The organism is Pseudomonas sp. ICMP 8385, assembly GCF_002699915.1.
Classification (GTDB): domain Bacteria; phylum Pseudomonadota; class Gammaproteobacteria; order Pseudomonadales; family Pseudomonadaceae; genus Aquipseudomonas; species Aquipseudomonas gessardii.
In genome coordinates this window covers 50,040-74,303 of sequence record NZ_LKBY01000024.1, presented here as the reverse complement: position 1 = coordinate 74,303, position 24,264 = coordinate 50,040, and the positions used below count along the sequence as shown (strand labels likewise).

Annotated in this window: 21 protein-coding genes; 9 read left to right on the top strand and 12 right to left on the bottom strand. The window is 60.9% G+C overall.

What is annotated here, in order from left to right:
• The first annotated feature begins 151 nt into the window (after positions 1-151).
• The gene (locus tag AO268_RS05060; RefSeq protein WP_099168050.1) at positions 152-1,450 is read left to right on the top strand and encodes a mechanosensitive ion channel family protein; all 1,299 of its coding nucleotides are present in this window, start codon (positions 152-154) and stop codon (positions 1,448-1,450) included.
• Between the two features lie 148 nt (positions 1,451-1,598).
• On the opposite strand, the gene AO268_RS05055 is transcribed toward AO268_RS05060, so the two are convergent.
• From AO268_RS05055 to AO268_RS05045, 3 genes are all read right to left on the bottom strand, one after another.
• A complete protein-coding gene (locus AO268_RS05055) occupies positions 1,599-2,468 on the bottom strand; it encodes a carboxylate/amino acid/amine transporter (RefSeq protein WP_076962983.1) in 870 nt (289 codons plus the stop codon).
• Positions 2,469-2,671: 203 nt separating this feature from the next.
• Positions 2,672-3,271, bottom strand: a complete 600-nt coding sequence (locus tag AO268_RS05050) for an FMN-dependent NADH-azoreductase (protein ID WP_099168049.1) — start codon at positions 3,269-3,271, stop codon at positions 2,672-2,674.
• Positions 3,272-3,418: 147 nt separating this feature from the next.
• The gene (locus AO268_RS05045) at positions 3,419-3,733 is read right to left on the bottom strand and encodes a 3-phosphoglycerate kinase (protein WP_076962981.1); all 315 of its coding nucleotides are present in this window, start codon (positions 3,731-3,733) and stop codon (positions 3,419-3,421) included.
• Between the two features lie 49 nt (positions 3,734-3,782).
• Here AO268_RS05045 and AO268_RS05040 point away from each other — a divergent pair, with 49 nt between their 5' ends.
• The 5 genes from AO268_RS05040 (at position 3,783) to aqpZ (ending at position 8,870) form a co-directional block, all read left to right on the top strand.
• Positions 3,783-4,706 carry a LysR family transcriptional regulator gene (locus tag AO268_RS05040; protein ID WP_099168048.1) on the top strand — a complete coding sequence of 308 codons (924 nt, stop codon included), beginning with the start codon at positions 3,783-3,785 and terminating at the stop codon, positions 4,704-4,706.
• 14 nt (positions 4,707-4,720) lie between these two features.
• A complete protein-coding gene (locus AO268_RS05035) occupies positions 4,721-5,524 on the top strand; it encodes an alpha/beta fold hydrolase (protein WP_099168047.1) in 804 nt (267 codons plus the stop codon).
• A gap of 3 nt (positions 5,525-5,527) precedes the next feature.
• On the top strand, positions 5,528-6,088 hold the full coding sequence (locus AO268_RS05030; RefSeq protein ID WP_099168046.1) for a peptidylprolyl isomerase: 561 nt from the start codon (positions 5,528-5,530) through the stop codon (positions 6,086-6,088).
• A gap of 81 nt (positions 6,089-6,169) precedes the next feature.
• Positions 6,170-8,002, top strand: a complete 1,833-nt coding sequence (locus AO268_RS05025; RefSeq protein ID WP_076962977.1) for an ABC transporter ATP-binding protein — start codon at positions 6,170-6,172, stop codon at positions 8,000-8,002.
• A gap of 166 nt (positions 8,003-8,168) precedes the next feature.
• On the top strand, positions 8,169-8,870 hold the full coding sequence (gene aqpZ / locus AO268_RS05020) for an aquaporin Z (RefSeq protein ID WP_076962976.1): 702 nt from the start codon (positions 8,169-8,171) through the stop codon (positions 8,868-8,870).
• Between the two features lie 126 nt (positions 8,871-8,996).
• Here the strand turns inward: aqpZ and AO268_RS05015 are convergent, their stop codons facing one another.
• The 7 genes from AO268_RS05015 to aceK form a co-directional block, all read right to left on the bottom strand.
• Positions 8,997-10,121, bottom strand: coding sequence for a GNAT family N-acetyltransferase (locus AO268_RS05015; RefSeq protein WP_099168045.1), 1,125 nt, complete (start codon positions 10,119-10,121; stop codon positions 8,997-8,999).
• A gap of 163 nt (positions 10,122-10,284) precedes the next feature.
• A complete protein-coding gene (locus AO268_RS05010; RefSeq protein WP_076962437.1) occupies positions 10,285-11,619 on the bottom strand; it encodes an OprO/OprP family phosphate-selective porin in 1,335 nt (444 codons plus the stop codon).
• Positions 11,620-11,952: 333 nt separating this feature from the next.
• Positions 11,953-12,186 (bottom strand): anti-sigma factor family protein, encoded by a 234-nt coding sequence (locus AO268_RS05005; RefSeq protein WP_076962438.1) that lies wholly within the window; start codon positions 12,184-12,186, stop codon positions 11,953-11,955.
• Positions 12,180-12,794 carry an RNA polymerase sigma factor gene (locus tag AO268_RS05000; RefSeq protein ID WP_076962439.1) on the bottom strand — a complete coding sequence of 205 codons (615 nt, stop codon included), beginning with the start codon at positions 12,792-12,794 and terminating at the stop codon, positions 12,180-12,182. The genes AO268_RS05005 and AO268_RS05000 overlap by 7 nt, the downstream gene beginning before the upstream one ends.
• A 40-nt stretch (positions 12,795-12,834) precedes the next feature.
• Positions 12,835-13,956, bottom strand: a complete 1,122-nt coding sequence (locus AO268_RS04995) for a beta-ketoacyl-ACP synthase III (RefSeq protein WP_076962440.1) — start codon at positions 13,954-13,956, stop codon at positions 12,835-12,837.
• 228 nt (positions 13,957-14,184) lie between these two features.
• Positions 14,185-18,096, bottom strand: coding sequence for an ATP-dependent RNA helicase HrpA (gene hrpA, locus AO268_RS04990; RefSeq protein ID WP_099168044.1), 3,912 nt, complete (start codon positions 18,094-18,096; stop codon positions 14,185-14,187).
• Positions 18,097-18,314: 218 nt separating this feature from the next.
• Positions 18,315-20,048 carry a bifunctional isocitrate dehydrogenase kinase/phosphatase gene (gene aceK, locus AO268_RS04985; protein ID WP_099168104.1) on the bottom strand — a complete coding sequence of 578 codons (1,734 nt, stop codon included), beginning with the start codon at positions 20,046-20,048 and terminating at the stop codon, positions 18,315-18,317.
• A gap of 191 nt (positions 20,049-20,239) precedes the next feature.
• Between aceK and AO268_RS04980 the strand changes: the two genes are divergently transcribed.
• Entirely contained in the window at positions 20,240-21,136 is an 897-nt protein-coding gene (locus AO268_RS04980; RefSeq protein WP_076962442.1) for a DMT family transporter, read from the top strand.
• A 31-nt stretch (positions 21,137-21,167) separates the two neighbouring features.
• On the opposite strand, the gene AO268_RS04975 is transcribed toward AO268_RS04980, so the two are convergent.
• On the bottom strand, positions 21,168-22,028 hold the full coding sequence (locus AO268_RS04975) for a DMT family transporter (RefSeq protein ID WP_099168043.1): 861 nt from the start codon (positions 22,026-22,028) through the stop codon (positions 21,168-21,170).
• 445 nt (positions 22,029-22,473) lie between these two features.
• On the opposite strand from AO268_RS04975, the gene AO268_RS04970 reads away from it, so the two are divergent.
• Entirely contained in the window at positions 22,474-23,022 is a 549-nt protein-coding gene (locus tag AO268_RS04970; RefSeq protein WP_099168042.1) for a hypothetical protein, read from the top strand.
• A gap of 42 nt (positions 23,023-23,064) precedes the next feature.
• The gene (locus AO268_RS04965; protein WP_242627624.1) at positions 23,065-23,229 is read left to right on the top strand and encodes a hypothetical protein; all 165 of its coding nucleotides are present in this window, start codon (positions 23,065-23,067) and stop codon (positions 23,227-23,229) included.
• A 47-nt stretch (positions 23,230-23,276) separates the two neighbouring features.
• Here AO268_RS04965 and AO268_RS04960 read toward each other — a convergent pair whose 3' ends face one another.
• A complete protein-coding gene (locus tag AO268_RS04960) occupies positions 23,277-24,215 on the bottom strand; it encodes an aspartyl/asparaginyl beta-hydroxylase domain-containing protein (RefSeq protein ID WP_099168041.1) in 939 nt (312 codons plus the stop codon).
• Positions 24,216-24,264: the final 49 nt, after the last annotated feature.

The window sequence follows — 24,264 nt, the reverse complement described above, 5'->3', positions numbered from 1 at the left end:
TAACGGTTTCGGGCGCCCAGGCCGAGTTTCTTTACGCGAAGTGGGCCAAACAGATGGTTTTTTGTCAGGTGATTTGTCTGTCTGCACAACTTTGTAGCACTTAAATGCTCTAATCGCCCCGTCATGTCTTACAGAAGAATCGCGTTAAACCATGGATATCAAACAGCTCTGGCTCAACGTCCAAGACCTCTGGGGTGCCCTGGACCAACACCCGCTGCTGCATTCAAGCCTGGCTTTGCTGGTGCTGTTGGTGGTGGCCCTGCTGGTCGGACGGGTGGCACGCTACCTGATCCTGCATGCCGTCAAGTTGCTTGGCCGCCAACCCGCCCTGCATTGGCTCAATGATCTGCGCCACAACAAGGTCTTTCATCGCCTGGCACAGATGACGCCGTCGCTGGTGATCCAGTTCGGCCTGCACCTGGTGCCAGAGCTGAGCAAGACCAGTGCGCTGTTTATCGGCAACGTGGCGCTGGCGTTCACTATCCTGTTCCAGGTCTTGGCCATGAGCGCCCTGCTCAACGCCATGCTGGACATCTACGCGCGCACCGAACATGCCCGCACGCGCTCGATCAAGGGCTACGTGCAGTTGGCGAAAATGGTGTTGTTCGTGTTTGGCGCGATCATCATCGTCGCGACATTGATCGACCGCTCGCCGCTGTTGCTGCTGTCGGGCCTGGGTGCCATGTCGGCGGTGATCCTGTTGGTGTACAAGGACACGCTGCTGTCGTTTGTCGCCAGCGTGCAATTGACCAGCAACGACATGCTACGGGTCGGCGACTGGATCGAAATGCCCCAGGTCGGCGCCGATGGCGATGTGGTGGACATCACCCTGCACACGGTCAAGGTGCAGAATTTCGACAAGACCATCGTCTCGATCCCTACCTGGCGCCTGATGTCCGAATCGTTCAAGAACTGGCGCGGCATGCAGGCCTCGGGCGGGCGGCGGATCAAGCGCAGCCTGTTTATCGACGCGGCGGGCGTGCGCTTCCTGCGCGACGATGAAGAAGTGCGCATGACCCAGGTGCACCTGCTGACCGACTACATCAGCCGCAAGCAGGCGGAACTGAAGGCCTGGAACGAAGCCCAGGGCCACAGCGCGCAACTGTCGGCCAACCGCCGGCGCATGACCAACCTGGGTACCTTCCGCGCCTACGCCCTGGCGTACCTCAAAAGCCATCCGGATATCCAGCCGAACATGACCTGCATGGTGCGCCAGATGCAGACCACCTCCCAGGGCGTACCGCTGGAAATCTACTGTTTTACCCGCACCACGGCGTGGGCCGACTACGAGCGGATCCAGGGGGATATCTTTGATTACCTGCTGGCGGTGCTGCCGGAGTTTGGCTTGAGCCTGTACCAGCAACCCAGTGGCAATGACCTGCGGGCCGGGGTGCTGCCGGCGGTGTTGGGGGCCAGTCACCTGCCTGCCCCCGAAACAGCCGCACTGTAGATCGTTCCCACGCTCTGCGTGGGCACGCCTCCTGGGGCGCTCCGCGCCCCGCCATCTGGCCTGAGACGCGGAGCGTCACGGGCTGCATTCCCACGCAGAGCGTGGGAACGATCATCGCAGCAGCGCCCGCTCCCACCTTTGGGAACGATCATTGCCGGCAGAGTGGCGTAGGGCGAATCCCCAACCGGCTGATCCACACCGCCGCCACAATCACCGCCCCGCCCAGGAACAACCGTCCCAACGGCTCATGCTGGTTCCAGATCAGCAGGTTGAGCAACAGCCCCACCGGCACATGCAGGTTATTCATCACCGCCAGGGTGCCGCCGTTGACCAGGCAGGCGCCCTTGTTCCACCAGTACAAACCCAACGCGGTGCTGACCAGGCCCAGGAATACCAACACCCCCCATTGCAACGGCGCTTCAGGCAGGAAGTTGGCCTTGCCAAACAGCAGGAACGCCGGCAACACCACGGCCAATGCCCCCAGGTAGAAATAACCAAAACGCCGGTAGTGCGGCAGGTCGCTCGGGTGCCGCGCCACCAGGCGCCGGTACAGCACTTGCCCGGCGGCGTAGGTGAAGTTGGCCAGTTGCAGCAGCAGGAACCCCATGAAGAAGTCCGGGCTGATCTGGTCAAAGCGGATCACCGCCGCCCCCGCCACCGCCACCAGTGCGGCAATCAACGCCCAGGGGTTGAAACGCCGGTTCAGCGCATCTTCGATCAACGTCACATGCAACGGTGTGAGGATGGTGAACAGCAGCACCTCCGGCACCGTCAACACGCGGAAGCTCAAATACAGGCACACGTAGGTCACGCCGAACTGCAACGCGCCGATCAGCAGCATGCCGCGCATGAAAGCAGGCTCCACCGAGCGCCAGCGGGTCAGCGGGATAAACACCAGCCCGGCCAGCAGCACGCGCACCAGCACGGCGAAATAGCTGTCGACATGACCGGCCAGGTATTCGCCGATCAGGCTGAAGGAAAACGCCTGGATCAGCGTGACAATCAGTAAATAGCCCATGTGCGCCTCGTATTGGAATGGGCGCGACAGTAGCGTTTTTCGCGGCGGGACGAAACTCAAGGCAAAAAAAACCCGACTTCGCTAAAGCGGCAGTCGGGCAGGAGCACTCAGGAGCAACGAGCGCAAAGGGAGGTTCGATACGCGAACTTGAAGGGCTGCGTGGTGTTATAGAAACAGCACGCGATTATCTGGCGATTAACGCCTCAGGCCACCTGTGCCAGCAACGCCTTGGCGTGGTTCACGCCCTTTTCCTGGAAGTCGCCCCCCAGGTTCACCCCTTCGGCATGAATGAAGGTGACGTCATGGATGCCGACAAACCCCATGACCTGCCGCAGGTAAGGTTCCTGGTGATCACTGCTCGCGCCGGTGTGGAGGCCACCACGGGCGGTCAATACAAAGGCGCGCTTGCCGGTCAACAGGCCCTGGGAGCCGGTGGCGGTGTACTTGAAGGTCACGCCGGCCCGCAACACATGATCGAGCCAGGCCTTGAGGGTGCTGGGGATGGCAAAGTTGTACATCGGCGCAGCCATCACCAGCACGTCGGCAGCCAGCAGTTCGTCAGTCAGGTGGTTGGAGCGGTCCAGGGAAGCCTGCTCATCGGCGCTACGCCGTTCAACCGGCTTCATCCAGCCGCCCAACAGGTTGGCGTCCAGGTGCGGCACCGGGTTGACCGCCAAGTCCCGCACGCTGATCTGATCGGCCGGGTGGGCAGCCTGCCATTGGCTGATGAACTGCTGGGTCAGTTGACGGGAAACCGAATCCTGATGGCGGGCGCTGCTTTCGATGATCAGAACGTTGGACATGGCTTTGTAAGCTCCATCGGTAATTGCTGTAAGTCAATGAAGCGAAGATTAAACAGAGCCCGTTCGATAAAAAAGCGTAAAAAACTGCTATAAACCATCTATAAATTTGTTTATAAGCGGAGCACAGCCACAGGGCTGCGCAGCGCGTTACTTGGGTTCGCAGGTCAGCTTGATGCGCATCTTGATAATCGCGCGGCTGAACTTGACCGTGGTGTTGGTGCTTTTCCCGGCGGGCACGCTGACCTTGCGCACCCGCGCCGGCTCAGGGCCATTGGTAAACGCTACCGTACACGCGGCGTCGTTAGTCCCGTAGTTACTGAGCCGGATAGAGCTGATATCGCCGTCCACATCAGACGCGTTGTAATCGACGCTGACGCCTTTGATCGATTTCGACACATCGATCGGGTAGGCAAACGCGCTCAACGGCAACAGTGCCAGCAACACACAACAGAATTTTCTCATTCGCCAGTCTCCAGTAAGGACTGCCAGCTTAGGACAACAGGAGCTCATCTTGAAAGCGCCCCGCGTGACCCTTGATCAATGGCGCACATTGCAAGCCGTGGTCGACCATGGCGGCTTCGCCCAGGCGGCCGAAGTGCTGCACCGTTCGCAATCCTCGGTGAGCTACACCGTGGCCCGCATGCAAGACCAATTGGGCGTGCCCCTGTTGCGCATCGACGGGCGCAAGGCCGTGCTCACCGACGCCGGCGAAGTGCTGTTGCGCCGCTCCCGGCAACTGGTGAAAAACGCCAGCCAGCTGGAAGACCTGGCCCACCATATGGAACAAGGCTGGGAAGCCGAAGTGCGCCTGGTGGTCGATGCAGCCTACCCCAACGCCCGCCTGGTACGCGCCCTCACCGCCTTTATGCCGCAAAGCCGTGGCTGCCGTGTGCGCCTGCGCGAAGAAGTGCTGTCCGGGGTCGAAGAGCTGTTGATCGAAGGGGTGGCGGACCTGGCGATCTGCGGCTTCAATATTCCCGGCTACCTGGGCACGGAAATGAGCGACGTGGAATTTGTCGCCGTGGCCCATCCCGAACACCCACTGCACCGGCTTAACCGTGAGTTGAGCTTCCAGGACCTGGAAAGCCAGATGCAGGTGGTGATCCGCGATTCCGGTCGCCAGCAACCGCGGGACGTCGGCTGGCTCGGCGCCGAACAGCGCTGGACCGTGGGCAGCCTGGCCACCGCCGCCACCTTCGTCGGCAGCGGCCTGGGGTTTGCCTGGCTGCCCCGGCACCTGATCGAGCGCGAACTCAAGGAAGGCGTGCTCAAGCAACTGCCCCTGGAGCAAGGCGCCAGCCGCCACCCCACGTTCTACCTGTACTCGAACAAGGACAAGCCCCTGGGCCCGGCCACGCAGATTCTCGTCGAGCTGCTGCGCACCTTCGACACCGCACCGCTGGACGCCCCCTTTGCCGCACCCCGGCAAGCCTGACACGGAGTTCACCCATGGCCTATTTCGAGCATGAAGGTTGCACCCTGCATTACGAGGAATATGGCCACGGCGTACCGCTGATCCTGATCCACGGCCTGGGCTCCAGTTGCCAGGATTGGGAGTTGCAGATACCGGTGCTGGCCCGGCACTACCACCTGGTGCTGCTGGATGTGCGCGGTCACGGGCGCTCCGACAAGCCCCGGGAGCGCTACAGCATTGCCGGCTTTACCGCCGACCTGGTGGCGCTGATCGAACACCTGCAGCTGCCTGCCGCCCATGTGGTGGGCCTGTCGATGGGCGGGATGATCGCCTTTCAACTGGCGGTCGAGCAACCGCAGAGGCTCAAGAGCCTGTGTATCGTCAACAGCACGCCCGAGGTCAAGGTGCGCAGCGCCGATGACTATTGGCAATGGGCCAAGCGCTGGAGCCTGGCGCGTGTGCTCAGCCTGGATACCATCGGCAAGGCGCTCGGCGACCGGCTGTTCCCCAAGCCCGGGCAAGCCGACCTGCGACGTAAAATGCGCGAACGCTGGGCAAAAAACGACAAACGTGCTTACCTCGCCAGCTTCGATGCGATTGTGGGCTGGGGGGTGCAGGAACGACTTTCGAGGATCACCTGTCCAACCCTGGTCATCAGCGCCGACCATGACTACACCCCGGTGGCACAGAAACAAATCTATGTAAAACTGCTGCCCGATGCGCGCTTGGTGGTGATCGAAGATTCGCGCCACGCCACACCGCTGGACCAACCCGAAACCTTCAACACCACCCTGCTCGATTTTCTCATGACCGTTCAAACCACTACTCAGGATCACTGACCCATGCTGAAAAAAATCGCCCTCTTTGCCGGTTCTGTTCTGTTTGCTGCCAACCTGATGGCAGCTGACGCCAAGGCACCACATGTCTTGCTGGACACCAGCTTTGGCAAAATCGAAATCGAACTTGACCCGGTCAAGGCGCCGATTTCCAGCAAGAACTTCCTGGAGTACGTCAACAGTGGTTTCTATACCAACACCATCTTCCACCGTGTGATTCCAGGCTTCATGGTCCAGGGCGGTGGTTTCACCCCACAAATGGTCCAGAAAGACACCAAGGACCCGATCCGCAACGAAGCCAGCAACGGCCTGCATAACGTGCGCGGTACCTTGTCGATGGCACGCACCTCCAACCCCAACTCGGCGACCAGCCAGTTCTTCATCAACGTTGCCGACAATGCCTTCCTTGACCCGGGTCGCGATGCTGGCTACGCGGTCTTCGCCAAAGTTGTCAGTGGCATGGACGTGGTAGACCAGATCGTCAACTCGCAGACCACCACCACGAAAGGCATGCAAAACGTGCCCATCGACCCTGTGCTGATCAAGTCGGCCAAAGTCATCGACTGAACGACCGGGAGTCTCGCGCGCGGCCCACAAGGCTGCGCGCGCATTTAACAAGGAGAGCCCGCGCGGCGGGCGTCAGACCTAATGCTCTATCGTCGCTTTGAACAACTGATCGATATTTTCCGCGACGCTCCCAGCGCGGCCCCTCCCGATAAAGTCCTGCCCTTCTACCTTTATTACCTGCGCCAGGTGTGGCCGTGCTTCGCCGCGCTGCTGGTGGTGGGCCTGATCGGCGCGCTGATTGAAGTGGCGCTGTTCAGCTACCTGAGCCGCATCATCGACCTGGCCCAGGGCACGCCACCGGCCAATTTCTTCCAGCTCCACGCCACCGAGTTGATCTGGATGGCCGTGGTCGCCCTGCTGCTGCGCCCGATCTTCGGCGCCCTGCACGACCTGCTGGTGCACCAGACCATCAGCCCTGGCATGACCAGCCTGATCCGCTGGCAGAACCACAGCTATGTGCTCAAGCAGAGCCTGAATTTCTTCCAGAACGATTTTGCCGGGCGTATTGCCCAGCGCATCATGCAGACCGGCAACTCGCTGCGCGACTCGGCCGTCGCCGCCGTCGATGCCATCTGGCACGTGGCGATCTACGCCATCAGCTCCCTGGTGCTGTTCGCCGAAGCCGACTGGCGCCTGATGATCCCGCTGGTCACCTGGATCATCGCCTACAGCCTGGCCTTGCGTTACTTCGTGCCACGGGTCAAGGAACGCTCGGTGATCTCGTCCGAGGCGCGCTCCAAATTGATGGGGCGCATCGTCGATGGCTACACCAACATCACCACCTTGAAGCTGTTCGCCCACACCCAGTCCGAACAGGAGTACGCCAAGGAAGCGATCATCGAGCAGACCGAAAAAACCCAACTGGCCAGCCGCGTGGTCACCAGCATGGACGTGGTCATCACCAGCATGAACGGCCTGCTGATCGTCACCACCACCGGCCTGGCCCTGTGGCTGTGGACCCAGTCGCTGATCTCGGTCGGCGCCATTGCCCTGGCCACTGGCCTGGTGATCCGCATCGTCAACATGTCGGGCTGGATCATGTGGGTGGTCAACGGCATCTTCGAGAATATCGGCATGGTCCAGGACGGCCTGAAAACCATCGCCCAGCCGCTGGCGGTGATCGACCGCGAGAACGCCCCGCGCCTGAGCGTGCCCCAGGGCGAAGTGCGCTTTGAACAGGTGGATTTCCACTACGGCAAAAGCAGCGGCATCATCGGTGGCCTGAACCTGGTGATCGCGCCAGGGGAAAAGATCGGCCTGATCGGCCCATCCGGGGCTGGCAAGTCGACCCTGGTCAACCTGCTGCTGCGCCTCTACGACCTGCAAGGCGGGCGCATCCTGATCGACGGCCAGAACATCGCCGAAGTGGCCCAGGAAAGCCTGCGCGAACGCATCGGCATGATCACCCAGGACACCTCGTTGCTGCACCGCTCGATCCGCGACAACCTGCTGTATGGCAAGCCCGATGCCACCGACCAGGAACTCTGGGACGCGATCCGCAAGGCGCGCGCCGATGAGTTTATCCCGCTGCTGTCGGACGCCGAGGGCCGCACCGGCCTGGACGCCCACGTGGGTGAGCGCGGGGTGAAACTCTCCGGCGGGCAACGCCAGCGCATCGCCATCGCCCGGGTCCTGCTCAAGGACGCCCCTATCCTGATCATGGATGAAGCCACTTCGGCCCTGGACTCGGAAGTGGAAGCGGCGATTCAGGAGAGCCTGGAAACCCTGATGCAAGGCAAGACAGTGATTGCCATCGCCCACCGCCTGTCCACGATTGCGCGAATGGACAGGCTGGTGGTCCTGGAAAAAGGCCAGATCGCCGAAAGCGGCAGCCATGCCCAATTGCTGGCTCACGGCGGCCTCTACTCGCGACTGTGGCAACACCAGACGGGAGGGTTCGTGGGGATCGACTGATTCTGGACTACTAACGGCGTTATCAATTCCGAACAATTCTGACAGTTTTTTCTATCTCGCTGGCCGTCTATCACAATCCTGCTGTACTGCACTCAGGGTCCAGGAGGACCCTGATATCAGGCTGCAGGGAAGCATTACCGACCAGTTGATTTAGAAGGACGCATTCATGTCTCTGTTCAAACGTTCCGTTACAGAAGGGTTAGGTACGTTTTGGCTGGTGTTGGGTGGCTGCGGGAGTGCCGTTCTGGCCGCTGCGTTCCCCGATGTCGGAATCGGCCTGCTGGGGGTATCGCTGGCCTTCGGGCTTACCGTGTTGACCATGGCATTTGCCATTGGCCATATCAGCGGCTGTCACCTTAACCCGGCGGTCACCGTGGGGTTGGTGGTCGGCGGCAGGTTTCCAGCCAAGGAGATGCCTGCGTATATCGTCTCGCAAGTCATTGGCGGCGTGGTGGCAGCGGCCCTGCTGTACTTCATTGCCAGCGGCAAACCGGGTTTTGAACTGGCTTCGGGGCTGGCGTCCAATGGCTATGGTGAACACTCGCCAGGTGGCTATTCAATGGCGGCAGGGTTTGTCACTGAACTGGTGATGACCGCGATGTTCGTGCTGATCATCCTCGGCGCCACTGACCGTCGCGCACCGGCTGGCCTGGCGCCCATCGCCATTGGCCTGGGGCTGACGCTGATCCACCTGATCTCCATCCCGGTCACCAACACCTCGGTCAACCCGGCCCGCAGCACCGGACCTGCACTGATTGTCGGCGGTTGGGCGATCCAGCAACTGTGGCTATTCTGGCTGGCGCCGATCCTTGGCGCAGTGATCGGTGGCATCACCTACCGGTGGTTGGGCAAGGAAGAAAAGGCCTGATCCAACCGCATCAATCCACCCTGTAGGAGCGAGCTGGCTCGCGAAGAACTCACGTACACCGCGTTCATCCTGGATAAACGCGGCGCCCTCAGTTTTTTCGCGAGCAAGCTCGCTCCTACATGAGCGTTATTCCTGCCGATACGGCAACGCCGACCGCGCCTCTTCGGCATACGCCAGAATCCCCACCCGCTCGCGCTCCAGGAAATCCGCCACAGCGGTTTTCAAGCCCGGATGGCGCAAGTAGTGCCAGGAACGGGTAATCACCGGCTCAAACCCACGAATCAACTTGTGCTCGCCCTGGGCACCCGCGTCGAAACGTTGCAGGCCATTGGCGATCGCGTAATCCATGCCTTGATAGAAACAGGTTTCAAAATGCAGCCGGTCGAACTCGCCCAGGCAGCCCCAATAGCGGCCATATAGGCTGTCGCCACCGACCAGGCTGAACGCCATGGCCACCGGCCGCGTCCCTTGCTTGGCCAGCACCACCCGTATTGCCTGCGGCATGCGTTCGGCCAGCAGGCTGAAGAACTCGCGGGTCAGGTACGGCGACTGCCGGCGCACGGCGTAGGTGTTGGCGTAGCAGGCGTAGACAAAATCCCACTGGGCCTCGCTCAACTCATGGCCGTGCAGCCACTCGAACTCGATCCCCTGCCCCGCCACTTGCTCGCGCTCCTTGCGCATCTGCTTGCGTTTGCGCGAACTCAGGGCGTCGAGGAAGTCCTGGAAATCGCGATAACCACGATTCTGCCAATGAAACTGGCAACCCAGGCGCGCAAGCCAGCCGGGTTGCTGGCCCAGGGCGGCATCGGCCATGGCATCGGTGAAGTTGATATGGGCACTGGAAAGCCCTTCGATCTCCAGGTAACCGGGCAGGCTCTTGAGCAATTCAAGGCCGTCCGCGCCATTGGCCACCAGCAGGCGCGGCCCGCTGACCGGGCTGAAAGGCACCGCTGTCAGCAGCTTGGGGTAGTACTCGATGCCCGCACGCGCACACGCGTCAGCCCAGCCATGGTCGAACACATATTCGCCATAGGAGTGCCATTTGCGATAGCTGGGCAGCGCCGCCACCAGCTGCTCCCCCGCGTAATGCAGCAAGTGCTCCGGCTGCCAGCCAGCGTGCCGGACAAGGCTGGCACTGTCTTCCAGCGCACTGAGGAACGCATGGCGCAGAAACGGCTGATCCTCGGGGACCAACGTATTCCATTCATCAGGCGATATTTCGGACAGGCTATTCAAACGTTTCAACGGCATGCCATTCCCCGACGGTAAACGCTCGCTCACAATATTCGGGCCATTCTGACAGAACCCGCCGCCCGCGCGGGCAGCAAAAAAAAACCCCGCCAATGGCGGGGTGAAAAAGAGGATTGCGCTTTAACGGATGAAGAAAGAGCGCTTGGAGCGGTATTAACGTTGCTTAGAACACGTACTGCACACGGCCGACGATGGAATCACCGCTGTCATCGCCATTGGCGTTGGTGATCTTGTCAGTGCTGACCTTGCTGTAGTTCAGGGACAGCTTGACCGCTTCGTTGGCGTACCAGTTCACACCCAGGGTGTTGACGTTGGCCTTGGCGTCGCCGGTTTCGCGGGTAGCGCTGCTGACGACGATGTTTTTGTCGTCAACCTTGATGTTGTCGTAGCGGTAGAACACTTCCCAGGCGCCGTATTGCTTGTTCTCGGGCTTGATCGCGTCGAACTTGCCACCGTCGAGTTTGTAGGCACGGGACTCGCCGGTCAGGGTGTAGGCCAGTTGGCCGTAGAAACCGCTGGTTTTCACGTCCTGGTAGGCATTGCTGTCAGCTTTCATCTTGCGGCTCAGGGCTTCAGCCTGCACCGAGAATGGACCACTGGCGAAGGCAAATTCACCACCGAACACGGTGTCGGTGTCGTAGGCGCCGACTGCGGTCAGGTTGCTGGCGTTCAGGCCCACGCCACCACCGAAGGTTGCGCGGTTGCCGTTGGTGCCCGCATCGTTGCCACCGGTGGTCGCCACGCCACGAGCGCCGAGACGTGGACGGATTCGCGAGTCGAAAGCGGCATCGTTCAGGTCACGTACCGCCACGTTCAAGCCGAAGTGCAGGACGTCGCCGCCTTTGTTCATCGGAGCCAGTACGATACGGCCGTTGAATTGCTTCACGCCCTTGCCGTCTTCGTCGTTGATGTCCTTGGAAGCCAGGCTGGTCGAGCCGTAGAACATATCGGCGGCGGTGCCGCTGACCTGGATGCCCATGCCGTTTTCGTGAAGGTTGACCCAGTCTGCAACCTCGTAAGCCGAGTTACGCTCCATGGCCGTGATCCACTTGGAGCTGGTGGCTTTTTCCAGGCCGAAATCCGGGTCAAAACGACCGACGCGGATCGTGACCGGCTTGAAGCCCACATAAGACATGGACGCTTCGTCGAAGTAACCGTCGTCGGAGTTACCCGAGTTGTGGGAGAAGTCGTAGTTGAGCTGGTATTTGAAATCCTTGTAGACGGTGCCACCCAGTTCCAGGAAGGCGCGACGGAAGTAAGCGGCGTCGCCCGAATCACCGTTCTTGGTGTAGAAGCCGTCAAATGTGCCGTAATCGGCTTGCAGGCGACCACCCAGCTTGAAGCTGAAGTTCTGGTCGGTCGTAGCAACCTCAAGGCCGCCCTTGGTTTTGACAACGATATCGGCGCCATCAGTAGTGACAGTACCAGCGAAAGCCTGGGCGGTAACGGCCAGGGCCAGGGCGCTGGCCGCGAAACCGGCGAAGTGCTTACGGATCATCGAAGAATTCCCCTAATTGGTGGTCTTTTGCGTTGGAAAACACACGGGTCAGGCCCGCTGGTGTTGGGAGGGGATCTTGGCGAGGGGATATTTCAGACAAGTTGCCGCAAGATAAATATTTTATTACAGGGGAACTTTCTTACAACCACGGGGAATAAGCGCAAAGCTACAGACGGCGTGGGCTTGAGCGGAAAAAGTACGAGAAATGCCAAGTGAAAAAAAGGTGAAAAAAATTACAAATCTGCAATGTTTTCCAGCACATCGCTTTTCACCGACACCAAAAAGCCCACGACGGGGACGTCGCAGGCTTTGGCAACCGCAGGCAGCGCTGGGTCAGGAGTTGTGCTTGAGCTCCGAGGCCAGGCGCTCGGCCAACCCTTCGGCATCGGCCACTTCGGGTTCGGGCAGGATGCGCAAGGTGGCCTGCATCAGGCGCATCTGGCGCATGAAACGCCGGCAATGACCGCAAAACAGCAAGTGTTGGCGCATGAACAAACGCTCACGAAAGGTCAGTTGCCCATCGAGATAGTCGCTGGAGCGCGCCACTTGTTCCTTGCACGTCAACATTCACCGGTCTCCTCGAAATGCTCCACCGTGGCGAAGACTTTAAGCCGCGCCCGATGCAACAGCACACGAACATTGGAGAGCGATATCTCCAGAAGATTACAGATCTGCTCCAACTCCAGCCCCTGGCGCTCACGTAGCGTCAACACGCTGCTTTGCAATTCCGACAGGCTCAGCAACGTGTGCTCCAGGCACTCGCGCAGCTCGTTTTCGGTGAGCAGCGCTTCAGGGGTGTCTTCATGCCAGGCGAACGGTGCCACCAGCCAATGCCCGTCATCGGCGGCAAAGCGCTCATCGCCAATGGTCCCGTGGGGTGACGGCAGGTCATCAAGCAACACTTCGCGCCGGTTCAGCTTGTAGCGGCCCTTGGCCGAGTTGGCGGTGATGGTCAGCAGCCAGGTCTTGAGGCTGGAGCGCCCCTCGAACTTGGCAAGGTTGCGGACCACCGACAGCCAGGCATCCTGCACCACTTCGTCGGCATGGCGCTGGCCGACGATGGCGTAGGCCACGGCGCGCATTGCGCTCTGGTAAGTGGTGACCAACTCCTTGTAGGCACGCTGCTCCCCCTTGAGCAGGCGTTCAAGCAGATGCGCGTCGTCGGCGGCTGCCATTCAAAACCTCATTGTGTTGAAGCCAAGGAAGCCTGCTTACTCAGCGCTTGCGCAGGATCACACTACCAATCGAATACCCGGCGCCGAACGAGCTGAGTACCGCCAACGCGCCCTTGGGCAGGTCGTCCTGGTAGGTGTGGAACGCGATCACCGACCCCGCCGAACTGGTGTTGGCGTAGGTGTCGAGGATCACCGGTGCTTCTTCGATCTCGGCTTCACGGCCCAGCAGCTTCTTGACGATCAGGTGGTTCATGCTCAGGTTGGCCTGGTGCAGCCAGAAACGCTTCACGTCGGTAACGCTCAACTGGTTCTCAACCAGGTGCTGGCCGATCAACTCGGCAACCATCGGGCAGACATCACGGAAGACTTTGCGGCCTTCCTGCACGAAAAGCTTGTCCGGCGCGCCCACACCTTCTTCCGCCGCACGGTTGAGAAAACCGAAGTTGTTGCGGATGGTATTAGAGAACTTGGTCAGCAACTTGGTGCTGACCACCTCGAACTGGTGCTCGGAAGTGGCCAGGTCGGCACGCTCCAGAATCACTGCGGTCGCCGCATCACCGAAGATGAAGTGGCTGTCACGGTCACGGAAGTTCAGGTGGCCGGTGCAGATCTCCGGGTTGACCATCAGGATCGCCCGGGCCTGGCCCAGCTGGATGCTGTTGCAGGCGTTCTGGATACCGAAGGTCGCCGAGGAACACGCCACGTTCATGTCAAAACCAAACCCCTGGATGCCCAGGGCTTCCTGGACTTCGATGGCGATGGCCGGGTAGGCGCGCTGCAGGTTGGAGCAGGCGACGATCACCCCGTCGATATCGGCGGCGGTCTTGCCGGCGCGCTGCAGGGCCTGCTCGGCGGCGCCCACGGCCATCTGGCAGAGGATCGACCACTCGTCGTTGGAGCGCTCGGGCAGGCGCGGGGTCATGCGCTGGGGGTCGAGGATGCCGTCCTTGTCCATGACAAAGCGGCTCTTGATACCCGAGGCCTTTTCGATAAAGGCGGCGCTGGATTCGGTCAACGCCTGAACGTCGCCCTGCTCGATGGCCACGGCGTTGTCGGCATTGAACTGTTGAACGTAAGCATTGAAAGACTGCACCAGCTCTTCGTTGGAGATGCTGTTGGCCGGGGTGTACAGGCCTGTGCCGCTGATGACGACGTTATGCACGGTCGTTCCTCTAAATCTGTTCAGGCAGAAGGGATTGGTACCGTCGTACCAAACCGTAAGTCGCTCTAGTCCGCCGCGCGGACATCAAACGGGGAAACGCTTTGTCCCGGCGCGTCGAGGCTGATACAGCCAATCTAGACGATCCCGGCATTTATACCGGCGAAGTTTGCCATAAACCGGGGGGTTTGGCGCCTATTGCGCACGCCCTTCCCCCCAGGTTCTTGCAGGTCAAGGCTCGACCTGGCTCCACTGTTTGCTCAAGCGCTTGTCAGAAATCGGCACCTTGGTGCCCAACTGCTGGGCAAACAACGACACCCGGTATTCCTCCAGCCACCAGCGGTAAAGCGCCAGTTGCGGGTCGCGCTTGCCTTCCTGGGCGTGCTTGTTCAGGCGCGTCTGGTATTGGCTCCACAGGCCGCCCAGCTCGGCGCTCCAGACCCGGTCCTTCTGCACCTGGCTGGGCAGTTTCTCCAGGCGCAGTTCGATGGCCTTGAGATAGCGCGGCAGTTCCTTGAACCACTGCGCCGGGGTTTCGCGCACAAAGCCTGGGTACACCAGGTTGCTCAGTTGCTGCTTGATATCGTTGAGTGCCACGGCCTGGGCCAGGTCGATCTTGCCCTTGAAGCGTTTTTGCAGGCCATGCCACAGCTTCAATACCTCAAGGGTCAGGCGCGCCAGGCGTTCGGCGTGTTCGGTCCAACTGCTGCGCTTGCGCTCGGCCAAGGCTGCCAGGCCCGCGCCATCCCGTGGCAGGCTGGCCTCGCCTTCCAGCACGCAGCTGTCGAGGCTGGCCAGCAGTATGTCTTCGACCAGGGCGTCGATGCGCCCCAGCTCGCGGTACATCAGCCCCAGCTCTGTGAGGCCCGGCAATTTGCCGCGCAGGAATTTTGCCGGCTCGGCCAACTGCTGCATCAACAGGCGCTGCAAGGCACGGCGGTGCTGGAATTCGGCTTCGGCAGCCGTAGAGAAACGTCCTTCCTTGACCGTGCCGTTTTCTTCTACCAGCGCCGGATACACCGTCATCGACAGGCCAGCAATCTTCTGCTGGGTAGTCTCGGCAACCGCAGCGAAGACCTTGGCCTCCACCGGCTGCTGGCTTTTGGCAGTCTGCGGCACCGCCAGGGCGGCCTGGCTGGCTTCGACAAACCGTGCGGTCAGCGCTGCCAGGTCGCGGCCCTCACCGAGGAACTTGCCCTGGGCGTCGACCACTTCCAGGTTCATCTTCAGATGGTTTTCCACCTGCTGCGCGGCTTCGCTCCAGGCTTCGTCGCTGACCCGCGCGCCGGTCATGCGCAACAGTTCGCGCCCCAGCGCCTGGGGCAGCGAACCCTGGGCAAATTCGATACGTTGCAGCGCGGCCTTGACGAAGTCCGGCACCGGCACGAAGTTCTTGCGCAGGGCCTTAGGCAGGTTGCGCACCAGGGCAATGCACTTGGCTTCGATCAGCCCGGGCACCAGCCATTCCAGGCGCTCGGCGGGCAAGGCCGGCAACAGCGGTGCGGGCACGCGCAAGGTCACGCCGTCGCGCGGGTGGTTGGGTTCAAAGTGATAACTCAAGGCCAGGGCCAGGTCGCCCAGGTGCAAGGTGTCGGGGTAATGGGCGGCGGTGACTTCACTGGCCTCGCGAGCCAGCACGTCTTCTTCGCGCATGATCAGCAGTTGCGGGTCTTTCTGGCTGGTGATCTTGTACCAACTGTCGAAGGTCGCCGTCTGATGGATCTCTGCCGGCAGGCGCGCGTCGTAGAAGGCGTACAGGGTTTCTTCGTCGGCCAGGATATCGCGGCGCCGGGCCTTGGCTTCCAGTTCGTCCAATTGCTCCAGCAACTGTTGGTTGGCAGTCAGGCACTTGGCCCGGGACTGGATCTCGCCACGCACCAGGCCTTCGCGGATAAACAGCTCGCGGGACACTACCGGGTCCACCGGCCCGTAATGCACCGGCCGGCGCCCCACCACGATCAGGCCGAACAGGGTGATCTGCTCAAAGGCCACGACCTGGCCGCGCTTCTTCTCCCAATGGGGTTCAAAGTGGTTTTTCTTGATCAGGTGCCCGGCCAGGGGCTCGATCCAGTCGGCATCGATCTTGGCCACCATGCGCGCATACAGCTTGGTGGTTTCCACCAGTTCGGCGGTCATCAACCATTGCGGGCGCTTCTTGCCGATCCCCGAGGAGGGATGAATCCAGAAGCGCCGCTGACGGGCACCCAGGTAGTCACCGTCCTCGGTTTTCTGGCCGATCTGGCTCAACAGGCCGGACAGCACCGCCTTGTGCAGTTTCGGGAAATCCGCCGGCTCCTTGTTGACCGTCAACTGCATATCACGACAGATCAAGCTCAACTGTCGGTGGGAATCACGCCACTCGCGCAAGCGCAGGTAGTTGAGGAAATTCTTGCGACACCAGTTGCGCAAGGGGCTGGCGGTCAGTTCCTGGCGCTGCTCTTCAAAGCCGCGCCACAGGTTGACCAGCCCGGCGAAGTCCGAGTCCGGGTCCTTCCATTGCGCGTGGGCCTGGTCGGCCGCTTGCTGGCGCTCCGGTGGGCGCTCGCGCGGGTCCTGGATCGACATGGCGCTGGCGACGATCAGCACTTCCTGCAAACTGCCGAGCTTGGCCGCTTCCAGCAACATGCGGCCCATGCGCGGATCTACCGGCAAGCGCGCCAGTTGCCGGCCCAGGGGCGTCAGCTGGCTGTTGCGGTCCACCGCCGAAAGCTCCTGCAGCAGGTTGAAGCCATCGCTGATGGCCTTGCCATCCGGCGGTTCGATAAACGGGAAGTCGGTGATTTCGCCCAGGCGCAGGTGCAGCATCTGCAGGATCACGGCCGCCAGGTTGGTACGCAGGATCTCCGGGTCGGTAAATTCCGGGCGGCCGATAAAATCTTCTTCACTGAACAGGCGCACGCAGATGCCCGGCTCGACCCGGCCGCAGCGGCCTTTACGCTGGTTGGCACTGGCCTGGGAGATCGCCTCGATCGGCAGGCGCTGGACCTTGGCGCGGTAGCTGTAGCGGCTGATGCGTGCGGTGCCGCTGTCGATCACGTAGCGGATGCCCGGCACGGTCAGCGAGGTCTCCGCGACGTTGGTCGCCAGCACCACGCGCCGCCCCGGATGGGACTGGAAAATGCGCTGCTGTTCGGCCGGCGACAGGCGCGCGTACAACGGCAGGATTTCCGTGTGCTTGAGCTGGGCCTTGCGCAGCATATCGGCGGCATCGCGGATCTCGCGCTCACCGGGCAGGAACACCAGCACATCGCCCGGGCTCTTGCGCTCGCTGCGTTCAAAGGCGGCGATTTCATCGAGGGTGGCGAGGATCGCCTGGTCCACGGTCAAGTCGTCTTCGACGCGGTTGCCTTCCTCGTCCTGTTCCAGGGTCAGCGGGCGGTACCAGGTTTCCACCGGGAACGTCCGCCCCGAGACCTCGACAATCGGCGCATCGTCGAAGTGCTTGGAGAAGCGCTCCAGGTCGATGGTGGCCGAGGTGATGATGACTTTGAGGTCGGGGCGGCGTGGCAGCAGGGTCTTCAGGTAGCCGAGCAGGAAGTCGATATTCAGGCTGCGCTCGTGGGCTTCGTCGACGATGATCGTGTCGTAGCGTTCGAGGTAGCGGTCATTCTGGGTTTCGGCCAGCAGGATGCCGTCGGTCATCAGCTTGATCAGGGTATTGGCGTCGCTCTGGTCCTCGAAGCGCACCTGATAGCCCACCAGCGCGCCCAAAGGGGTCGCCAGTTCTTCGGCAACCCGGCTGGCCACACTGCGTGCCGCAATACGCCGGGGCTGGGTATGGCCGATCAAGCCGTACTGGCCGCGGCCGATTTCCAGGCAGATCTTCGGCAACTGCGTGGTTTTACCCGAGCCGGTCTCGCCGGCGATGATCAGCACCTGATGCTTGAGCAACGCCGCCTTGATCTCGTCGCGCTTGGCGGCGATGGGCAGGCTGTCGTCATAACGGACCTGCGGCACGCTGGCCGCCCGCGCCGTGACCTGGGCACACGACGCCTGCATACGCGCCACCCACTGCGCCAGCTTCTCCTCATCGGGCTTCTTGCGCAGCTCAAGCAACTGCCGACGCAAGCGGTGGCGGTCGGCGAGCATGGCGTGATCGAGGTTTTTCAGGAGTTGGTCGATAGCGGGCGCTTGGTCAGTCATCAGGTACTTTGAAGGTCGTCTATTTATGCACGGCCGGCAATTGTGGCAGAAAAGCGCACACAACGTTAAAGGCCGCGTAAATCACATGTGGGAGCTGTCGAGCCCCGGCGAGGCTGCGATGACGGCGGCACGGCCAACATCAATGCTGCCTGACCCACCGCTATCGCAGCCTCGCCGGGGCTCGACAGCTCCCACAGGGTCTGGCGGTGTTGATGCCCCTATTCGTTATCCAGGCCCTTGCGCCGATACGGGAACACATCAATCACCTTCCCCGCCCGAATCGCCTCCTGCAGGCCTTTCCAGTAGTCGGCGTTGTACAACTCGCCGTGCAACTCATCGAACAAGCGCCGTTGCCCGGCCTCGGCAAACAGGAACGGCGGGAATTCCTCAGGGAACACGTCCAGCGGGCCGATGGAGTACCAGGGCTCGGAGGCCATTTCATCCTCGGGGGTACGCGGTGCCGGGATATGGCGGAAGTTGGCTTCGGTGAGGAAGCAGATCTCGTCATAGTCATAGAACACCACGCGACCATGGCGGGTGACGCCAAAGTTTTTCAGCAGCATGTCGCCGGGAAAGATATTCGCCGCCGCCAGCTGTTTGATTGCCAGGCCGTAGTCTTCAAGGGCTTCGCGCACCTGGGCCTCGTTGGCGTTTTCCAGGTAGAGGTTGAGCGGGGTCATGCGCCGTTCGGTCCAGCAGTGGCGAATCAACACCGTGTCGCCTTCCACCTCGACCGTGCCCGCGGCCACTTCCAGCAATTCGGCCAGGCATTGCGGCTCGAACTTGCTCAAGGGGAAACGGAAGTCGGCAAACTCCTGGGTGTCGGCCATGCGCCCGACCCGGTCGACACTTTTGACCAGGCGGTACTTCTCGATCACCGTGGCGCGGTTGACGTTTTTCGACGGCGAGAAGCGGTCCTTGATGATTTTAAACACGGTGTTGAAACCCGGCAGGGTAAACACGCTCATGACCATCCCGCGCACGCCCGGGGCCATGATGAACTGGTCGTCGGTACTGGCCAGATGGTTGATCAGCGCCCGGTAGAACTCTGACTTGCCATGTTTGTAGAAGCCGATGGAGGTGTACAGCTCGGCGATGTGCTTGCCCGGCAGGATGCGCTTGAGAAAGCCGATGAACTCTGCCGGCACCGGCACATCCACCATGAAATAGGAGCGGGTGAACGAGAAGATGATCGACACATCGGCTTCGTCGGTGATCAGCGCGTCGATGCGGATGCCCTGCCCTTCGCGGTGCAGCAGCGGGATCACCAGCGGCCACTGTTCATCGCGGGTGTAGAGGCGGCCCACCAGGTACGCACCCTTGTTGCGGTAAAGCACCGAGGAAAACAGCTCGACATTGAGGTCCGGGTCCTTGCACACCCAGTCCGGCAGGTTCTCGCGCAGTTGTGCTTCGAGACGCTGCAGGTCGGCGGCCAGGTCGGCGTAGGGCTCGCTGAAGCGGTAGTCGCTGAAAATCTGTTCGAGCATGCCCGCCAGTTGGCCCTGGGGCTTGTAGGTGCGGGTCTGCGCGGCACGGGCACGGCGCAGGCTCGGGCGGGTGGTATGGATGAACATGCAGCCGTCGCTGATCAGGTCATGGCTGAACAACCCGCAAAAAATCGAGTTGTACCAGGTCTCGGACAGTTCATCGTCAAACCGCAGGTCGATCAGGCTGATATAGGCGCTCTTGACCAGGGGCCAGGCGTTGACATCCAGCAATGCCCCCGCGTCAAAAGCGGCCCGCAGGCGCGTGGTGACTTCGCCGACCTTCTCTTCATACAGGTTGATCCGCGCCGCCGAGGCGGTTTGCGCCTCTTGCCACAGGGCCTTCTCAAAACGCTCGCGGGCGCCGTCGGTGATCTGGCGAAAGTGCTCGCGGTAATCGTCGAAGCCATCGAGGATCATCTGGGCGATGGACTGCGCGGTGTCGATGGCAGGCGTTTGCTGCGGCATGTCGGAGACCTCTGCGGGCATTCGGAAGACCTGAGATTAGCCAGAGTCCGTAGGCAGGAGAAGTACAATTTTTGCCAGGCGCCGGGCCTCACTGGCAGGGGGATGCGCTTTCTGGTGTCGTTGACGCGTAAAAGATTGTGTCAGGCCGATCCCTGGGCAACACTCTCGCCCTTGTGAAAAAGGAGCTGTCCGTGAGACCTGTCGACACCCTGTACCTGCTGGTGCTGGCCGCCATCTGGGGCGCGAGCTTTCTGTTCATGCGGGTTATCGCGCCGGAAATCGGCACGATTCCCACGGCCTTCTTCCGAGTATCGATTGCCGCCGCCGGCTTGCTGGTGATCCTGGCCCTACTGCGGGTGCGCTGGGACTTCCAGGGCAAGTTCAAGACCGTGCTGTTGCTGGGGGTGATCAACTCGGGGATCCCCGCGACCATGTACTCGGTGGCGGCCCAGGTCTTGCCGGCGGGTTACTCGGCGATTTTCAACGCCACCACGCCGTTGATGGGGGTGCTGATTGGCGGGCTGTTTTTCCATGAACGGCTGACGCTGTCGAAGATTGTCGGGGTAGGCCTGGGCCTGTTTGGCGTAGGCATCCTGACCCGGGCCGGGCCGGTGGCGTTTGACCTGGAACTGCTGATGGGCGCCCTCGCCTGTCTGCTGGCCACTACCTGCTACGGCTTCGCCGGCTTCCTGGCGCGCCGCTGGCTGGACCAACAGGGTGGCCTGGATAGCCGCCTTTCAGCCTTGGGCAGCATGCTGGGCGCCACCTTGTTTCTCTTGCCCTGGTTTGGCTGGAGCGCCATCAGCCATCCGCCCGCCAGTTGGGGCGGCTGGCATGTGTGGTTGTCATTGCTGGGCCTGGGGCTGTTGTGTACGGCGTTCGCCTACATCTTGTACTTCCGTTTACTGACCTCCATCGGGCCGGTGAAGTCGATGACAGTCACCTTCATGATTCCGCCCTTCGGCGTGTTGTGGGGGGCATTGCTGCTGGATGAGCCATTGTCCATGGCGCACCTGTATGGCGGGATGTTGATCGCGGGGGCATTGTGGCTGGTGCTGCGACCAGGGAAATTGATCAAAGCTGTGTAGGAGCCGGCTTTTCGGCTCCTACACAGGGATATCAAGCCTTACGGAAGACAAACACCAACCCGATGATGATCAACCCCATCCCCAGCACACTCAGCAGCGCCAGGCGATTGCCGAAGATCAGGTAGTCCATCACCGCAGTGACTGCCGGCACCAGGTAGAACAGGCTGGTGACATTCACCAGGTTGCCCCGGGCAATCAGGCGGTACAGCAACAGCGTCGCCAACAGCGACACCACCAGCCCCATCCACAGCACTGGCAGGTAAAAGCCACGGGTGTGCTCGAACTCAAAGGGCTGGAACGGCACAAACACCGCGCACAGCAACAAGCCCGCCAGGTACTGCGCCGGCAAGGTGCCCAGTGGGTGCTCGGTGATGCGCTTTTGCATGATCGAGCCCAGGGTCATGCTCGCCAGCGCCAGCAAGCCGAACAGCATGCCGGCCAGGGACATCCCAGCCAGGCCGATGCCCTGGTACACCACCATGATCAGGCCCGCCAGCCCCAGTGCCAGGCCGAACAGCCGGCGCCAGGAGCGCTGGCGTTCCATCAGCACCACGGTGAGGATCGGTTGCACGCCCATGATGGTCGCCATCACGCCGGGGGTGACCTTCAGGTCCAGGGCCAGCAGATAAAAAATCTGATAGGCCCCCAGCAACACCAGCCCGGTGGCGACGGCATACCACAGCGGTTTACCCGGGCGCGGCAGCTTGAGCCTGAGAACCGGCACCAGCACCACCAGGCCCGCCAGGGCAATGGCAAAGCGGATCAACAGGAAGGCAAAGGGTGAGGCATGGGCCAGGCCCAGCTTGGAGAAAATCGCCCCGCTGCTCCACAGCAGGACAAACAGGCTCGTCGAGGCCGCCGCGGCCACGGATTGTTTTGAAAGCACAGACATGATGAACACCTGTAGTCAGGCAAAAAGCCAACTCAGCCAAGGCTGAAATTCAGTAGGTTCGGTACAGACGGGCAACGGGGAACAGCGGTCTGCTGATCAGCCCGAAATACCAACGCCCGGCGGTGATACGACTGCGTACACCGGCGTGCTACTGACAGGTGGGGGGTAATGACTGATCTGCACAGGCTGTTGATTCCCGCACGGCACGACCACAGCGTTGAGCGCTGAATCGACTACCGCTATGCGTGGGGAAGCAGGCATGGGCTGATCTTTTTGAAGGGATTGAAAAGTGCCGTGAAGCACCTAGGCTCGACTATAACCAGCCGGTGACACGCTTTGCAATGGCTTTGCCAAAAGGCCAGTAAGGACAAGTTGAAAAACCACCTCTAGCCTTGGGAAAAACCAACGTACTCCTCTTCAGGAGGCTTTCGACTCATGACCGCCAATGCCAAAAACCCGCGACTCCTTGCGATACCAGCTCTACCGCTCCAAAGCCTTGCGCCTTGCGAATGCATCGACTCAACAGGGGTACAAAAACCTGAAACACACCGACGCCCAGGGCACAGATATCGATTTAACCCATGTCCGTTTTGCATTGATCGACAGGCATGCATTGGCTGCCTATCAGGACTGGGCAGAAGACGCTCACTTCCCGTGGGACGAGGTTGCGACGTGGAAAGGCCGTGAACCGATGGCGTTCGATTTGTCTCTTTGGTACGACGAGGTGCTCTGTGGGCTGTGCTTTGCCAATCCCAATCAAAGCCGGTTGCGGATCAAGCTCATCCGCCTGGAGGGAAGACCTGGAAAGTCCCACCCTTTGAAAAGCCGCATAGCCTCACTGACGATGATTGCTATCGACCATTACGCGAGAATCATTGGCAGCCAATGGATAGAAATTCAGGAGCCCGCACCCGGGGCTATTCCCCTCTATCAGAACCTGGGCTTTGACTTCGATTCACGGGGCAGGCTTGTGATAGCGGTAGAGAACGAATAGCATCGCAAAAATGTTCAATTAATGATCAATCGTGGAGGCTGTATGGGAGAACTTATTAAAAAACCCGTCGCCCGAAAAGCGTCGTCCAAGGCAGGCCAGGAACCTAAAAGCACAGTGCTGACCGCCAATCAACGCCGTTTTCTAAATGCGGCTATGGCCGGCAACATTGACGAGCCAAGCCTATTGGCGGGTCGCCCGGAAAAGTAACAGACATAAAAAACCGCTCATAAGAGCGGTTTTCTGTTCTAAAACTATCAACCAAACAACCAATACACCAACGCCACCACCACCGCCGCCGCCAGCACTGGCCGCATGATGCGATAGGCTTTGGGGTGCTTGCGCTTCCACTGCTTGACCACGCCACTGAAACGGTCGCTGAAGCTCTTGCTCCAGGCATAGGCCTGGTTGATGCCGCCCACGCGCTCGTCATCCAGGTTCTGTGGCGCGGTCGCGCGGCCCAGTTGGGCACTGACCCAACGGTTGATGCGGGTCATCAGCCGGTTGCTCAGGGGCCGTTCGATGTCGCAGAACAGAATCACCCGGGTCTTCTCGGTTTCGTTCTTTACCCAGTGCACATAGGTTTCGTCAAACATCACGTCGTCGCCATCACGCCAGGCGTAGACCTGGCCATCGACAAAAATGCGGCAGTCGTCGGAGTTGGGCGTGGACAAGCCCAAGTGATAGCGCAGGGAGCCGGCAAACGGGTCGCGATGGGGGTTGAGGTGGCTACCGCCCGGCAGCAGCGCAAACATGGCGCCCTTGACGTTGGGGATGCTGCTGACCAGGGCCACGGTTTTCGGGCACAGCAACTCGGCCGACGGCAGCGGTTTGTCGTACCACTTGAGGTAGAAGCGCTTCCAGCCCTTCTTGAAGAACGAGCCAAAACCGGCATCGTTGTTCTTCTCCGCGGCGCGGATATAGCCTTCGTCGAACAAATGCATGGCCTCGTCGCGGATCACTTCCCAGTTGTCCTTGAGCACATCCAGTTCCGGGAACTTGCTACGGTCCAGGTAGGGCTTGGACGGTACACCCGAGAAGATGTACATCAAGGCGTTGTAGGGGGCGAACAGCGCCGAATGGTTGACGAACTGACGCAGCACCGGCAAACGCGCCTTGCCGCGCAAATGCACGTAAAGCGTACTGCCGATAAACAGCAACAGCACCGACAGCTTGGCGGCCAAAGAAAAGGTCATGCAGCAACTCCTGGAAAGAGCCTCCCGGCAGCGGGAAACCAGACATAGC

Coding starts and splice junctions, on each gene's coding strand:
- aceK (WP_099168104.1), bottom strand. CDS start 20,048: ATGCCGCAGCAAACGCCTGCCATCGACACCGCGCAGTCCATCGCCCAG.
- AO268_RS05055 (WP_076962983.1), bottom strand. CDS start 2,468: ATGGGCTATTTACTGATTGTCACGCTGATCCAGGCGTTTTCCTTCAGC.
- AO268_RS05000 (WP_076962439.1), bottom strand. CDS start 12,794: ATGGCAGCCGCCGACGACGCGCATCTGCTTGAACGCCTGCTCAAGGGG.
- AO268_RS04965 (WP_242627624.1), top strand. CDS start 23,065: ATGGGAGAACTTATTAAAAAACCCGTCGCCCGAAAAGCGTCGTCCAAG.
- AO268_RS05025 (WP_076962977.1), top strand. CDS start 6,170: ATGCTCTATCGTCGCTTTGAACAACTGATCGATATTTTCCGCGACGCT.
- AO268_RS04960 (WP_099168041.1), bottom strand. CDS start 24,215: ATGACCTTTTCTTTGGCCGCCAAGCTGTCGGTGCTGTTGCTGTTTATC.
- AO268_RS05005 (WP_076962438.1), bottom strand. CDS start 12,186: ATGTTGACGTGCAAGGAACAAGTGGCGCGCTCCAGCGACTATCTCGAT.
- AO268_RS05050 (WP_099168049.1), bottom strand. CDS start 3,271: ATGTCCAACGTTCTGATCATCGAAAGCAGCGCCCGCCATCAGGATTCG.
- hrpA (WP_099168044.1), bottom strand. CDS start 18,096: ATGACTGACCAAGCGCCCGCTATCGACCAACTCCTGAAAAACCTCGAT.
- AO268_RS04975 (WP_099168043.1), bottom strand. CDS start 22,028: ATGTCTGTGCTTTCAAAACAATCCGTGGCCGCGGCGGCCTCGACGAGC.
- AO268_RS05035 (WP_099168047.1), top strand. CDS start 4,721: ATGGCCTATTTCGAGCATGAAGGTTGCACCCTGCATTACGAGGAATAT.
- AO268_RS05045 (WP_076962981.1), bottom strand. CDS start 3,733: ATGAGAAAATTCTGTTGTGTGTTGCTGGCACTGTTGCCGTTGAGCGCG.
- AO268_RS05060 (WP_099168050.1), top strand. CDS start 152: ATGGATATCAAACAGCTCTGGCTCAACGTCCAAGACCTCTGGGGTGCC.
- aqpZ (WP_076962976.1), top strand. CDS start 8,169: ATGTCTCTGTTCAAACGTTCCGTTACAGAAGGGTTAGGTACGTTTTGG.
- AO268_RS05015 (WP_099168045.1), bottom strand. CDS start 10,121: ATGCCGTTGAAACGTTTGAATAGCCTGTCCGAAATATCGCCTGATGAA.
- AO268_RS05030 (WP_099168046.1), top strand. CDS start 5,528: ATGCTGAAAAAAATCGCCCTCTTTGCCGGTTCTGTTCTGTTTGCTGCC.
- AO268_RS05010 (WP_076962437.1), bottom strand. CDS start 11,619: ATGATCCGTAAGCACTTCGCCGGTTTCGCGGCCAGCGCCCTGGCCCTG.
- AO268_RS04970 (WP_099168042.1), top strand. CDS start 22,474: ATGCCAAAAACCCGCGACTCCTTGCGATACCAGCTCTACCGCTCCAAA.